This is a genomic window from Pseudomonas sp. CAN1, from assembly GCF_030462585.1.
Lineage (GTDB): Bacteria > Pseudomonadota > Gammaproteobacteria > Pseudomonadales > Pseudomonadaceae > Pseudomonas.
Map to the genome: position 1 here is coordinate 39,051 of NZ_JASMRU010000033.1, position 13,571 is coordinate 52,621.

The 13,571-nt window shown below is 66.1% G+C and carries 12 protein-coding genes; 6 read left to right on the forward strand and 6 right to left on the reverse strand.

The window, feature by feature from the left end:
• Positions 1 to 43: 43 nt before the first annotated feature.
• The 6 genes from QO207_RS26810 to QO207_RS26835 form a co-directional block, all read right to left on the reverse strand.
• Positions 44 to 847, reverse strand: coding sequence for an AraC family transcriptional regulator (locus QO207_RS26810; RefSeq protein ID WP_301535290.1), 804 nt, complete (start codon positions 845 to 847; stop codon positions 44 to 46).
• A 357-nt stretch (positions 848 to 1,204) separates the two neighbouring features.
• Complete coding sequence (locus QO207_RS26815) at positions 1,205 to 1,630, reverse strand: hotdog fold thioesterase (protein WP_301535291.1); 426 nt, start codon at positions 1,628 to 1,630, stop codon at positions 1,205 to 1,207.
• A gap of 16 nt (positions 1,631 to 1,646) precedes the next feature.
• Positions 1,647 to 3,314: an AMP-binding protein gene (locus tag QO207_RS26820; RefSeq protein WP_301535292.1), complete on the reverse strand. Its 1,668-nt coding sequence runs from the start codon at positions 3,312 to 3,314 to the stop codon at positions 1,647 to 1,649.
• Positions 3,315 to 3,573: 259 nt separating this feature from the next.
• Entirely contained in the window at positions 3,574 to 4,038 is a 465-nt protein-coding gene (sixA, locus tag QO207_RS26825) for a phosphohistidine phosphatase SixA (protein ID WP_301535293.1), read from the reverse strand.
• A complete protein-coding gene (locus tag QO207_RS26830; protein WP_301535294.1) occupies positions 4,035 to 4,391 on the reverse strand; it encodes a DUF4389 domain-containing protein in 357 nt (118 codons plus the stop codon). The genes sixA and QO207_RS26830 overlap by 4 nt, the downstream gene beginning before the upstream one ends.
• Before the next feature lie 12 nt (positions 4,392 to 4,403).
• Positions 4,404 to 5,426, reverse strand: coding sequence for an NAD(P)H-dependent glycerol-3-phosphate dehydrogenase (locus QO207_RS26835; protein WP_301535295.1), 1,023 nt, complete (start codon positions 5,424 to 5,426; stop codon positions 4,404 to 4,406).
• 180 nt (positions 5,427 to 5,606) lie between these two features.
• On the opposite strand from QO207_RS26835, the gene QO207_RS26840 reads away from it, so the two are divergent.
• The 6 genes from QO207_RS26840 (at position 5,607) to QO207_RS26865 (ending at position 13,103) form a co-directional block, all read left to right on the forward strand.
• Positions 5,607 to 7,715: a TonB-dependent siderophore receptor gene (locus QO207_RS26840; protein WP_301535296.1), complete on the forward strand. Its 2,109-nt coding sequence runs from the start codon at positions 5,607 to 5,609 to the stop codon at positions 7,713 to 7,715.
• Between the two features lies 1 nt (position 7,716).
• Positions 7,717 to 8,637 carry an ABC transporter substrate-binding protein gene (locus QO207_RS26845; protein WP_301535297.1) on the forward strand — a complete coding sequence of 307 codons (921 nt, stop codon included), beginning with the start codon at positions 7,717 to 7,719 and terminating at the stop codon, positions 8,635 to 8,637.
• Positions 8,634 to 10,550, forward strand: coding sequence for an ATP-binding protein (locus tag QO207_RS26850; protein ID WP_301535298.1), 1,917 nt, complete (start codon positions 8,634 to 8,636; stop codon positions 10,548 to 10,550). Before QO207_RS26845 ends, QO207_RS26850 begins: the two co-directional genes overlap by 4 nt.
• Positions 10,551 to 10,781: 231 nt before the next feature.
• On the forward strand, positions 10,782 to 11,297 hold the full coding sequence (gene fabA / locus QO207_RS26855) for a 3-hydroxyacyl-[acyl-carrier-protein] dehydratase FabA (protein ID WP_138216449.1): 516 nt from the start codon (positions 10,782 to 10,784) through the stop codon (positions 11,295 to 11,297).
• 10 nt (positions 11,298 to 11,307) lie between these two features.
• A complete protein-coding gene (gene fabB, locus QO207_RS26860) occupies positions 11,308 to 12,525 on the forward strand; it encodes a beta-ketoacyl-ACP synthase I (RefSeq protein WP_184590660.1) in 1,218 nt (405 codons plus the stop codon).
• 119 nt (positions 12,526 to 12,644) lie between these two features.
• Positions 12,645 to 13,103 carry a GNAT family N-acetyltransferase gene (locus QO207_RS26865; RefSeq protein WP_301535299.1) on the forward strand — a complete coding sequence of 153 codons (459 nt, stop codon included), beginning with the start codon at positions 12,645 to 12,647 and terminating at the stop codon, positions 13,101 to 13,103.
• Positions 13,104 to 13,571: the final 468 nt, after the last annotated feature.

The following is a 13,571-nucleotide window of genomic DNA, read 5'->3' on the forward strand; positions in this document are numbered from 1 at the left end:
GCGGGATTCTCCAGTGGGAATGAGACGGGATTTTCGGGGTGGATCAGCGCTGGCGGAGTCGCGCGGGCGGTAATCCGTAGGTACGGCGGAACAGGCGGCTGAAGTGCGCCTGGTCATAGAAGCCCAGGCTCAGGGCGATCTCCGACAGCGGCTGGCCCTTGATCACCCTTGGCAGCGCGCGCTCCAGGCGCAGCTGGGTGAACCACTGGTGCGGCGGCAACCCGCACTGGTGGCGGAAGCGACGCAGCGCCTGCCAGGGGCTGAGATCGCAGAACTCGGCGATTTCTTCCAGGGTCGGCGGGGTTTCCAGGCGCGACTCCAGCCACTCGCGGATGCGCGCCCAGGTCGGCGCGTCGAAGCCCTGCCCCGGCTCGCGGATGCGCAGGCTGGAGGCGCGCTCCAGCAGTGCGGCCAATGCCTGCCAGAGCTGGCCTTCCTGGGCCAACCGCTCGCCACCGAGCATCAGGGCGTGGGCGCGTTGCAGTTCGACCTGCAACAACGGGTCGCGCAGCTGCGCGGAAGCCAGGCGCGGCGCGCCCTGGCGGCCATCGCTGAAAGCGCGGCAGGCGTCGTCCAGCCATTGCGGGTCGATGGACAGCACGCGGATGCGGTAGCCGTCCTCGCCCTCGCTGGAACCGTCGTGGATGCTCTCGGGGCTCATCAGCAGGATATCGCCATTCCCGGCCAGCGAGCGCTCACCGCGATGGGTGTAGCGCTGGCAGCCGTCGAGCATCAGCCCGACGTGGTAGTCGAGATGAAAGTGCCGGGGAAAGGCGAAACGGCGGTACTCGGCGTCGATGAAACGGACGCCGGGCAGGCCGCTGCTGTGGTGTTCGATGCGTTCCATGGGCCTACTCTACCGGCGCGGGAACGGCGGGTCTTGGACAAAATTGCGAGGGTGCCAGGCGGCGTGAGAATTGTAGGAGCGAGCTTGCTCGCGAACCACCTGATGCCAGGGACCTCGGCCGGGTTCGCGAGCAAGCTCGCTCCTACATAGAGCAATACCGGACTCAGCGCGTAATTGTGAGCGGCAGGTTGTACGGTGACAACTCCGGAGTCTGGCGTTGGGCGGAGACATCGCGGACGGAGTCCGCTCCTACCCCGCGCTCAACTCCCAGGGAGCGTAGGAGCGGACTCCGTCCGCGATTGGCCGAGCCCCGCGCAAATCTCGAACGAGGCTTGCTGCCCGGCGCCCGTCGCCGGCTCAGCGCTCCAGCGGCACCACCGCCATGGTCAGCCGCGAGATGCAGCTCGGCTTGCCGTCATCCCCGTGCAGACGGATTTCCCAGACGTGGGTCGAGCGGCCGATGTGCACCGCCTTGGCCACTGCCGTCACCCGCCCGCTGCGCAGCCCGCGCAGGTGGTTAGCGTTCACTTCCAGGCCCACGCAGTAGTACTTGCTGTTGTCCAGGCACAGGTAGCTGGCGGTGGAACCGACGGTTTCCGCCAGCACCACCGAGGCGCCGCCATGCAGCAGGCCGTAGGGCTGGTGGGTGCGCGAATCCACCACCATGCTGGCGGTCAGCGAGTCGTCGTCGAACGCCTCGAAGCGGATGTCGAGCACCTCACCGATGGTGTTCTTCAGGTTCGCGTTGAGCTTTTCCAGGTCGGGCTGGGTGCGCCAGGTCATTCGGGGTTCCTTGTCGTCAGTCATGCCACTGCACCGCCTCGCGGCGCTCCGCCCATTCATTGAAGCGCTTGCCGTAGGTCCCTTCCACCACGTTGCGCTTGATCTTCAGGGTCGGCGTGAGGAAGCCGTTGTCCACGGTCCAGACGTCCTTGACCAGCACCAGCCCGGCGAGGCGCTCGTGCTTGTCCAGCGCGTCGTTCACCTCCATCAGCAGCTCCTGCAGACTCTGCTCCAGCTGGCTGCGCGAGCCGTTGGCAGCCTCCTGGCGGCCGACTTCGGAGAGCACGCAGAGGCCCAGCGGCGCGATCAGGCCGTCGCCGACCACGCAGATCTGCTCGATCCGCGAATGCACGGCCAGGCGGTTCTCGATAGGCGCCGGGGCGACGTACTTGCCCTTGGCGGTCTTGAAGATTTCCTTGATGCGCCCGGTCAGGCGCAGGTGGCCTTCGGCATCCTGCTCGCCCTTGTCGCCAGTGCGCAGGAAGCCGTCCTCGGTGATGGTTTCGGCGGTGCGCTCCGGGTCCTTGAAGTAGCCGACCATGGTCGCGCCGCTGCGGACCTGCACCTCGCCTTCGTCGCTGATGCGCACTTCGACGCCGGGGCTGTTGCGGCCGATCCAGCCGACCCGCTGCTCACCCGGCCGGCAGACGTGGGAATAGCCGCAGTTCTCGGTCATGCCGTAGACCTCCAGCACGTTCAGGCCCAGACGCTGGTACCAGCCCAGCAGCGCCTCGGGCACCGGCGCGGCGCCGCACAGGGCGAATCGCACGGCGTCCAGGCCAAGGCCGGCGAGCACCTTGCGCCCGACCATACGGCCGATGATCGGCAGGCGCAGCAGGCGGTCGAGCTTCTGCGCCGGCATCTGCGAATACACGCCCATCTGGAACTTGGTCCAGATGCGCGGCACGCCGAAGAACACCGTGGGCCGCGCACGGCGCATGTCGGCGACGAAGGTGTCCAGACTCTCGGCGAAGAAGATCGTCTGCCCGGCGTAGATCGACGCCATCTGCACGAACATGCGCTCGGCCACGTGGCACAGCGGCAGGTAGGACAGCAGGCGGTCCTCCTCACCGACGCCGAACAGGTCGATGGCATGGCTGGCGGCAAAGGCGAAGTTGCCGAAGGTGTGCATCACGCCCTTCGGCGTACCAGTGGTGCCGGAGGTGTAGATGAGGGTCGCCAGGGTGGCGGCGTCCGGGCGCGGATCGTCGCTGATCGGCGCCAGCTGCTGCAGGTCACTCCACTGCTGGTCGAAACGGCCCTCGGGGTGCAGCGGCAGCGCGACGGTGGGCACGCCGTCGGGAATGCCGCCCTCCATCGCCGGCCAGTCGTCCAGCTTGCCGATGAAGGCCACCCGCGCTTCGGAGTGGGTCATCACCTGGCGCACGGAATCGGCGGTGAGGTTGGGATACAGCGGCACCGAGACGTGGCCGGCCATCCAGATGGCGATGTCGGCGACTATCCAGTGCGCGCAGTTCTTCGAAATGATCGCCACCCGGCTGCCTTCGGGCAGGTCCAGGCTGCGCAGCCAGGCGGCGGCGCGGCGGGCCTGATCGCCCACTTCGCCCCAGGTCAGGGTCTGCACTTCGCCGCCGGTCAGCGGCTGTACCAGGTAGCGTTTGTTCGGGTGGCTCTTCTCGCGCTGATAGAACAGGTCGAGTGGTAATCGGACTGCTTTAACCACGTGCCCCTCCTTTGTTCTTTTTGTCAGAGGTGTAGCTCAGGGATATAGCGATGGATCAACCAAGCACTTGCTTGGTTGAATATTCCACGCAGCGAAGCGGCAGACAAGGCTGGTCGTGTGAACTTTTGTAGGATTTAGCCGAAGGATTGGCCCCGGCCGCTCTGCGTCGGGCCTTGCATGGAAACATCCGGGCACGATTTGTCGGCGCCACAAATGCAAAAGGCCCCTTTCGGGGCCTTCTGGCGTGGAGCGATACGGCTCAGGAATGCCGCGGATGGTACAGCGACACCAGCTCCATCAGCCCGGCCACCGGCACTTCGCCTTCCAGTTCCGCCAGGGTGGCGGTGCTGAATGGCACGGCGTCGCTGCGGCTGCCATGCACCAGCAGGCCGGCCAGTGCGCCCACCAGCGGCTGGTGGGTGACCAGCAGCAGGTTCTGCTCGTTGCGGCCGTCGAGGAAGCGCAGCACGTCCTTGGGGTCATCGTCCGGCGTCAGCCAGGGGGCTGTGCCGACCGAGCCTTCGAAGCCCAGCGCCTCGCGAACCAGTCCGGCAGTTTCCTGGGCGCGCACGTAGGGGCTGGCGAGGATGCCATCCAGCGGATGCCCGGCCAGCTGCGCGGCGCTCTTCAGCGCCTCCTTGATGCCGTGGGGCGTCAGCCGGCGCTCGGAGTCGCGGCGTGCCTGCGGCTCGGCTTCGCCATGGCGGAGCAGCCAGAGCTTCAAAGCTTGGGCTCCTCGTCGCGCACCGGGTGCGGCGCCGGCGGCACGTCGTGCGGGGCCTCGCCTTCCGGGGCGCGGGCGGTCGGCCAGTCGGAAAACGGCCAGGGCTTCTCTTCGCTCTGGAAGGTGCCGAAGCGGCCGATCTGCGCGAAGTACTGGCTCAGGCTATCGCCGAAGCCCATCAGGCTGCCGCTGGGCGCGCCGTAGATGATGCGGTAGATCAACTGGATGACCACCACGGCGCCGAGGATCATCTCGGCGACGAACCAGACCAGCGCGAAGACCAGCATCCAGACGACGCGCAGGACCAGGGATTCCTTCTCTAGACGGTCAGAGGGCTGACGTTCAGCGGACATGGTGATACCTCCTCAGAAACCGGTGGTGGGAATGAAATCGACGTCGGTCTTCGGCTCGCCGCTCATCAGCGCGCCGATGACCTGCTCCAGGGTGCGCCCGCCGAACAGGATGGCGTTGAGGCCGGCCACCAGCGGCATGTACACCTGCAGCTCATCGGCCTTGGCCTTGAGCACCTTGAGGGTATTCACGCCCTCAGCGGTCTCGCCCATGCGCGCCACGGCGTCTTCCAGAGTCAGGCCTTCGCCCAGGGCGAAGCCCACCTGATAGTTACGGCTCTTGGGTGACGAACAGGTGACGATCAGGTCGCCCACCCCGGCCAGGCCGAGGAAGGTCATCGGGTTGGCGCCGAGCTGGACGGCGAAGCGGGTCATCTCCGCCAGGGCGCGGGTGATCAGCATGCCCTTGGTGTTCTCGCCCATGCCCAGCGCGGCGGCCATGCCGGCAATGATCGCGTAGACGTTCTTAAGCGCACCGCCCAGTTCGACGCCGAAGCGGTCGCCACTGGCATAGACGCGGAAGGTGCGGCCGTGCAGCGCCTGCTGCACCTGGGCGCAGAGGTCTTCGTCCTCGCTGGCGACCACGGTGGCGGTCAGCTCGTGCTCGGCGATCTCGCGCGCCAGGTTGGGGCCGGAGATCACCGCGATGCGGGACTTCGGCGCGATCTCTTCGAGCACCTGGCTCATCAGCTTGAAGCTCTGCGCCTCGATGCCCTTGGTCAGGCTGACCAGCATCTTGCCCGCCAGCTCCTCGCTGCGGCCGTCAAGCACCTTGCGCAGGGCGCTGGAAGGCACGGCGACGAAGATCATCTGGCACTCGGCGAGGGTCGCGGCGAGGTCCGTGGTCGGCTCCACGCCGGCATGAATCGGCACACCCTTGAGGTAGTTGGGGTTCTCTCGGCGGGTGCGGATCGCCTCGGCCTGCTCCTCGTCACGCATCCACTGGCGAACGCGGTTCCCATTCTCTGCCAGCAGGTTGGCGAAGGCGGTGCCGAAGCTGCCACCACCGAGGACGGCGATCGGTTGCTGCTGTGTCATGTCTGTTCCATTGCTGGCCACCCCGCGGCGGCGATTGGGGCATTATAAGGCGGCGTTGGCGACCGGCCAGTCCGTATCGCCGGACTGGTAATCAGCGCAGCCTCGTTTAACATCCGTCTGACAGACGCGTCTATCTCAAGACGCGAACCAACCGATAAGAACCGAGAACAAGGCCGTTCCGTGCAGCGTACCGCCCGCGCCCCTTTGCCGCTCTCCCTGCTTGCCGCATTGCTGGCGGGCGAGGCCGTGGCGGGCGACCTGTTCGTGGACAGCCTCGACGTCCCGGAAGTTCTGACCGCGACACGACTCAAGCAGTCCCCCGCCGAAGTGCCCGGCAGCATGACCGTGCTCGACCGCGACCTGATCAAGGCCTCCGGCGCCCGCGACATCCCCGAGCTGATGCGCCTGGTGCCAGGGATGATGGTCGGCTACCTGTCCGGCAACCAGGCGACGGTGAACTACCACGGCACCAACGTCACCGAGGCGCGGCGCCTGCAGGTGCTGGTGGACGGCCGCTCGGTGTACCGCCCGGGCCTGGCGACGGTGGACTGGAACGACATCCCGGTAGCCATCGAGGACATCGACCGCATCGAGGTGTTCCGCGGCCCCAACGCCGTGAGCTACGGCGCCAACGCGCTGATGGGGGTGATCAACATCCTCACCCGCAAACCCGCCGACAGCCAGGGCACACGGCTGAAGTACACCACCGGGCAGAACGGCATCCGCGACTGGTACGCCAGCCAGGGCATCCACGACCGTTCCGGCGACTATCGGCTGTCGCTCTCCGGCCAGGAGGACGACGGCTTCGACCACGACCAGTTCGACCGCGACTACCGCGACGGCCGGCGTCTGAGCCGCTTCAACCTGGTGGCCAGCCACAACCTCGACCTGCGCAACAGCCTGGACTGGCAGCTCGCCGCGAAGGAAGGCAGCAACCAGCGGCCCTACGACTACGAGCCGATCTTCGGCAACATCGCCGCCGGTGACGACAATTCCGACCTGACTGCCCGCGACTACGCCGGCTCGCTGCGCTGGACCTTCGACGTCAACCCGCAGCACAGCTTCTATGTGCAGGGCTACGCCGAGCACTGGGAGCGCCTGCAGGACTTCGGCGCCTGCGAGGCACAGATCGCCTTCAGCCCGCAGCTCGCGCAGCTCTGGTCACTGGACCCGCGCTACGTGAACGACCTGGCCGAGATGCTGCCACGCATTCCCCGCGGCACCCCGCAGGAACAGGCGCTCGCCGGGCAGGTGGTCCAGCAACTGGCGGCCGGCGCCTACCTGCCGGTGTGCGGCCAGGTGAACCAGAACATCCGCGAGACCCGCTACGACCTGGAGCTGCAGGATACCCTGAGCCTCGCCGACGGCGTGCGGCTGGTCAGCGGCCTGAGCTACCGCCACGACCAGGCCACGTCGGAAACCTACTTCGACGGCACGGTGAACAACGACATCTGGCGCCTGTTCAGCCAGCTGGAATGGCACCTGACCCCGCACTGGCTGCTGCAGGGCGGCGCGATGGTGGAGGACGATGCGCTGTCCGGCAGCTCGGTCAGCCCGCGCCTCGCCCTCAACTACCTGATCAACCCGCGCCACAGTCTGCGCGCGGTGTACTCCGAGGCCGTGCGCTCGCCGGACATGTACGAGAACGACGTGAACTGGAGCTACCGGGTGCGCAACCTGTCGAGCCCGGTCTACGGCCAGTCCAGCGCCTACTACTTCGCCCGTGCCAGGGGCCCCGGCGACCTCGACCAGGAGCGCATGCGCTCGCGGGAAATCGGCTACAACGGCCAGTTCGACGAACTCGGACTGGCCGTCGACATCAAAGCCTACTACGACGAAATCCACGGGCTGATCAGCGATCCCTTGAAGGTCTCCGACTTCGAACCAACCAACGACAACGACATCCGCTTCAGCGGCGCCGAGACCCAGCTGGACTGGCGCCTCACGCGGCAGGACCGGCTGCGCATGACCTATGCCTATGTCGACTTCGACGCTAGCAGCCGCTACGACCAGCGCCTCACCGCACGCAACAGCGGCTCCGCCGGCTGGATGCGCGACTGGGGGCGTGGCTGGTCCAGCGCCATTTTCTATTACGGCGACGACGCGCTGAACGAGCACCGCTTCGAGCGCGTCGACCTGCGCTTGGCCAAGCGCATCTCCCTCGGTCGCGCCGCGCTGGAACTGGCCGGCGTGCTGCAGCAGCGCCTGGACGACGAACCGCTGACCTGGCCGGAAAACCGCTACGACAGCCGCCACCTGCTCTACTTCAGCGCCGAGGTGGACTTCTAGCATGACTGCCCGCCGCTCAAGGATGAGCCCCGGAAACCTCCTCAGCGCCCTGCTCCTCTGGCTGATCTGCCTGTGCGCGCTACCGGCACAGGCCCGCGAAATCCTCCTGGTCAGCAGCGAGAAAAGTCCGGCGCTGCAGGACTTCGCCGAGGCACTGGCGCAACGCCGGCCGCAGGATCACATCCGCCTGGAGTCCCCGGACCACCTGCCGCCCGCCGCCCAGCTCGGCGCGGACACCCGCCTGCTGCTGCTCGGCAGCGCCGCGCTGAACTGGCGCATCGCCAGCGACGACGCGCCACCGGCGCTGACCCTGCTGGTCAGCCGCGTCGAAGCCCGGCAGGTGCTGGGCGAACGCAAAGTGCCGCACCTGAGCCTGTTGTGGAGCGATCCGCCGCCGGAGCGCCAACTGCGCCTGGCCCTGCAGCTCACCCCGCGCCCGCAGCGCATCGGCGTGTTGATCGGCCCCACCAGCGAATTCCTCCTCGAAGAACTCGAGCATGCCGCGCGCAAGCTCGGCGTGGAGCTGGTCAGCGAACTGCAGACCCGCGCCGAAGACGGCCGCCCGCTGCGAGAACTGCTCGGTCGTAGTGACCTGCTGCTCGGGCTGGACGACAAACAGCTTTATAACGCGCAGACCATCAAGGGCATCCTGCTCAGTACCTACGCCGAGAACCGGGCGCTGATCGGCCCCACCGCCGCCTTCGTCAAGGCCGGCAGCCTGGCCAGCACCTACAGCGACCAGGATGACTGGCTGCAGACCCTCGATGCGCTGCTCGACCAGCCTGCGGAGCACTGGCCCCGCAGCCTCTACCCCGAACGCTTCAAGGTGCAGAGCAACCGCCAGGTGGCGCGCTCGCTCGGCATCGACCTGCAAGGCGACGCGGAACTCGCGCAGCGCCTGGCCGAAGGAGAAAAACCATGAGTTCCCGCAAGAGCTGGAACATCCAGACGCGCATGCTGGCCATCAGTCTTGGCCCGGCGCTGCTGCTGACCGTGCTGCTCACCGCCTACTTCACCTACTCGCGGCTGCAGGACCTGCGCCTGGAGTCCAACCACACCGGCCAGCTGATCGCCAACCAGCTTGCCCCGGCGGCGGAGTACGGGGTGATCTCCGGCAACCTGCCGGTGCTGCAGAGCCTGCTGCGCGCCACCCTGGGCACCGCCCACGTGCGCTTCATCGAGGTCCGCGACCGCGGCGACAACATCCTCGTCTACGTCGAGCACGCCGCCGACCCGGCGCAGGCCAGCACCAAGGTGGAAATCTTCCACGCCTCGATCCAGCGCGAAAACATCACCCTCAACGATGCCGACCTGGGCGCCTCCAACGACATGCTGCCGGCCGCCGCGCCGCCTTCGGGCGACTACCTCGGCCGCGTGGTGGTGGGCATGGCCAGCGATGCCTTCAGCGAGCGGCAGCAGGAGATCCTCCTCAAGGCCAGCCTGCTTGCATTGTTCGCACTGATCCTCACCTACCTGCTGGCGCGCCGCCTCGCCCGCCGCCTCGCGGCACCGATCCGCACCATGGGCCGGGCCGTGCAGGCGATCCAGACCGGCGACTACCACACCACCCTGCCGGTGCCGGACGACGGCGAAGTCGGCGATCTGGCCCGGCACATCAACAACCTCGCCCGCGGCCTGCAGCAGGCCAGCCTGGAACAGCAGCGCAGCATCGCCCAACTGGTGGCGGCGCGGGAGGAAGCCGAAGAGGCGAACCGCGCCAAGTCCGACTTCCTGGCGATGATGAGTCACGAGCTGCGCACACCGATGAACGGCGTGCTGGGCATGCTGCAGCTGCTGGAAACCACCGAGCTGAACCAGGAACAGGCCGAGTACAGCGCCCTGGCCACCGAATCCACCGAGCACCTGCTCAAGGTGATCAACGACATCCTCGACTTCTCCCGCGTCGAGCGCGGCGCCCTGGAGCTGGAGCGCATCCCGTTCAACCTGCTGGATCTGATCCAGAGTTCCATCCAGGTGTTCCAGCACAGCGCCCAGCAGCGCGGTCTGGAACTGGAGATGAGCGTGCAGGACGGCCTCGACAACCTGGAGGTGCAGGGCGACCCGACGCGCATCCGGCAGATCCTGGTCAACCTGCTGGGCAACGCCCTGAAGTTCACGGAAGAAGGCGGTGTGCGCCTGGAAGCCACCTGGCAGGCGCTGGACGAAGAAGTGCTGTGGCTCAGCTGCTCGGTGCAGGACAGCGGCATCGGCATCTCCCACGAGCGCCTGGAGCACATGTTCGAGGCCTTCCAGCAAGCCGACTCGTCCACCTCGCGGCGCTACGGCGGCACCGGGCTGGGGCTGTCCATCGCGCGCACCCTGGCCGAACGGATGGGCGGCACACTCGGCGCGGTCAGCGAGGAAGGCTGTGGCTCGACCTTCACCCTGGAGATTCCCCTGCCCTTCCACCAGCGGCAGAGTGCCGCAGAGGACGGCCTGATCGGCGGTGATGCGCTTGCCACTGGTCAGTCCGTCCTGCTGGTGGAGGACAACCCGGTGAATCAAACGGTCATAGAAGCTATGTTGCGCAGCCTGGGTTATCGCGTCACGCTGGTGGGTGATGGTGCCCAGGCGGTGCGCAGCTCGGAACGCGGCGAGTTCGCGGCGATCCTGATGGACTGCCGCCTGCCGGTGCTCAACGGCTACGAAGCCACCCGGCAGATCCGTGCACGGCCGGGCGGAGAGCAGGTACCGATCATCGCCCTGACCGCCAACGCGCTGCAGGGCGACCGCGAGGCGTGCCTGGAGGCCGGGATGAACGACTACCTGGCCAAGCCGTTCAAACGCGCGGAGCTGCAGCGGATTCTGCAGCGCTGGGTTGCTCCAGGTCGTTGATCGACGGAGCGCTTGCCCGCAAACTGCGGACCAGCCCGGGGCCTGCGTCCCGACAGGGAAACCTGGCATCGGCGAAAAGTGAACAAGCGTTCGCCGATTGCTGTGACTTTCACTTAAAGGCAATAGTCTATGACTAGGCTGCCGCATGACACCGTGACAATCACAACGGTTCGCGGCGCCGCAGGCACAAGCCAAACAACGCCTGCTATCCAGGATTTTTGAGGAGCTCGCATGACCAAACAAAACGCCTTCACCCGAGAAGACCTGTTGCGCTGCAGCCGCGGCGAACTCTTCGGCCCGGGTAATGCGCAACTGCCCGCCCCGAACATGCTGATGATCGACCGCATCACTCACATCAGTGAAGTCGGCGGCAAGTACGGCAAGGGCGAACTGGTCGCCGAGCTGGATATCAACCCGGACCTGTGGTTCTTCGCCTGCCACTTCGAAGGCGACCCCGTCATGCCGGGCTGCCTGGGCCTCGACGCCATGTGGCAGCTGGTAGGCTTCCACCTCGGCTGGCAGGGCAACCCCGGCCGCGGCCGCGCCCTGGGTTCGGGCGAAGTGAAGTTCTTCGGCCAGGTCCTGCCGACCGCCAAGAAAGTCACCTACAACATTCACATCAAGCGTACGATCAATCGTTCGCTGATCCTGGCCATCGCCGACGGCACCGTCAGCGTCGATGGCCGCGAAATCTACAGCGCCGAAGGCCTCCGCGTCGGCCTGTTCACTTCCACTGACAGCTTCTAAGGGTATCCGCATGCGTCGCGTCGTGATCACCGGTCTGGGCATCGTTTCCTGCCTGGGCAATGACAAAGACACCGTCTCCGCCAACCTGCGTGCAGGCCGTGCTGGCATCCGCCACAACCCCAGCTACGCCGAGATGGGCCTGCGCAGCCACGTTTCCGGTTCGGTCAACCTGAACCTGGAAGAGCTGATCGACCGCAAGGTCTTCCGCTTCATGGGCGACGCCGCCGCTTATGCCTACCTGGCAATGGAACAGGCGATCAAGGACTCCGGCCTCAGCCCCGAGCAGATCTCCAACCCGCGCACCGGACTGATCGCCGGCTCCGGCGGCGCTTCCACCCTGAACCAGATGGAAGCCATCGACACCCTGCGCGAGAAGGGAGTCAAGCGCATCGGCCCATACCGCGTCACCCGCACCATGGGCAGCACCGTTTCCGCGTGCCTGGCCACTCCCTTCCAGATCAAGGGCGTGAACTACTCCATCTCCTCGGCCTGCGCCACCAGCGCGCATTGCATCGGCCAGGCCATGGAACAGATCCAGCTGGGCAAGCAGGACGTCGTCTTCGCTGGCGGCGGTGAGGAAGAACACTGGAGCCAGAGCTGCCTGTTCGACGCCATGGGCGCCCTCTCCACCCAGTACAACGATACCCCGGAAAAGGCCTCCCGCGCCTACGACGCCAAGCGTGACGGTTTCGTCATCGCCGGCGGCGGCGGCATGGTCGTGGTCGAAGAGCTGGAACACGCCCTCAAGCGTGGCGCCAAGATCTACGCCGAAATCGTTGGCTACGGTGCGACTTCCGATGGCTACGACATGGTTGCCCCGAGCGGCGAAGGCGCCATCCGCTGCATGCAGCAGGCCCTGTCGACCGTCGACACCCCGATCGACTACCTGAACACCCACGGCACCTCCACCCCGGTCGGCGACGTCGCCGAAATCCGTGGCGTACGTGAAGTGTTCGGTAGCAACGCCCCGGCCATCAGCTCCACCAAGAGCCTGTCCGGCCACTCCCTGGGCGCCGCTGGCGTTCACGAGGCGATCTACTGCCTGCTGATGATGGAAGGCAACTTCATCGCAGCTTCCGCGAACATCGACGAACTGGACCCGGAAGTCGCTGACCTGCCGATCCTGCGCGAGACCCGCGAAAACGCGAAGATCGACACCGTCATGAGCAACAGCTTCGGCTTCGGCGGCACCAACGCCACCCTGGTCCTGAAACGCCACAACGGCTGATCGGTGATCCAAACAAGAAAGGCGCCCCAGGGCGCCTTTTTTGTTGCCTGCGATTCCACCCTACCCTCGCGCCGCCAATCCCGTCAGGATGAGCACATTGGATAGCAGGGAGCGTGCAGATGGATGTTCTGATCAGACAGGCCCGCAGCGACGACGCCAAAGCCATCAGCCGGGTCATCGTAGCGGCCGTCAGGGAAAGCAACGGCCAGGACTACCCGGCGAGCGTCATCGAATCAGTGGTAGTGAACTTCACACCCGAGCGGGTGATCGAGCTGCTGGAGCAACGCCTGGTGTTCGTCGCTTTACTGGATGACGAAATCGTCGGCACAGGCGCCCTGGATGGCCATGCCGTGCGCAGCCTCTTCGTAGCGCCACAGCAGCAGCGCAAGGGCATTGGCCAGGCCCTGATGGGTCAAATCGAGAAAGCCGCCCTGGAGCGCGGCGTAGAGGCCCTGCTGGTCCCCTCATCCCTCACCGCCGAAAGCTTCTACGCCCGCCTGGGCTATCGCCTGCTGCGCGAACAACTCCACGGCGAAGAACGCACCCTCATCATGACCAAACCCCTCTCCCCTCTGTAGGAGCGAGCTTGCTCGCGAACTGCCTCATACTGGCATCGCCGGCTGGTTACCTGACCCCGTAGGAGCGGACCTTGTCCGCGAAGGCCAAGCCCAACCGAAACCTCACCGCCCTACATAGAGCTCCCAAGCAGCCCCCCTTGTAGGAGCGAGCTTGCTCGCGAACCGCCTCACACAGGCATCACCGGCTGGTTACCCGATCCCGTAGGAGCGGACCTTGTCCGCGAAGACCAAGCCCAACTGAAACCTCACCGGCCTCAGTCGTAGGGCGCATAACGCCTCAGGCGTTATCCGTCATCACGGCGGATAACCCGCTCCGGCTTATTCGCCCTACCTAAGGCCCCGCATTGTTTTTTCCGCCCCATAAAACAAAACCCCCGACCAGCTTTCGCTGATCAGGGGCTTTGGAATTAGAAGCTTGACGATGACCTACTCTCACATGGAGAAACTCCACACTACCATCGGCGATGC

Excerpts from the sequence above, each read along its gene's own strand:
- QO207_RS26810 (WP_301535290.1), bottom strand. The coding sequence starts at position 847 with ATGGAACGCATCGAACACCACAGCAGCGGCCTGCCCGGCGTCCGTTTC.
- QO207_RS26815 (WP_301535291.1), bottom strand. The coding sequence starts at position 1,630 with ATGACCTGGCGCACCCAGCCCGACCTGGAAAAGCTCAACGCGAACCTG.
- QO207_RS26830 (WP_301535294.1), bottom strand. The coding sequence starts at position 4,391 with ATGTCCGCTGAACGTCAGCCCTCTGACCGTCTAGAGAAGGAATCCCTG.
- QO207_RS26835 (WP_301535295.1), bottom strand. The coding sequence starts at position 5,426 with ATGACACAGCAGCAACCGATCGCCGTCCTCGGTGGTGGCAGCTTCGGC.
- QO207_RS26845 (WP_301535297.1), top strand. The coding sequence starts at position 7,717 with ATGACTGCCCGCCGCTCAAGGATGAGCCCCGGAAACCTCCTCAGCGCC.
- QO207_RS26850 (WP_301535298.1), top strand. The coding sequence starts at position 8,634 with ATGAGTTCCCGCAAGAGCTGGAACATCCAGACGCGCATGCTGGCCATC.
- fabA (WP_138216449.1), top strand. The coding sequence starts at position 10,782 with ATGACCAAACAAAACGCCTTCACCCGAGAAGACCTGTTGCGCTGCAGC.
- fabB (WP_184590660.1), top strand. The coding sequence starts at position 11,308 with ATGCGTCGCGTCGTGATCACCGGTCTGGGCATCGTTTCCTGCCTGGGC.
- QO207_RS26865 (WP_301535299.1), top strand. The coding sequence starts at position 12,645 with ATGGATGTTCTGATCAGACAGGCCCGCAGCGACGACGCCAAAGCCATC.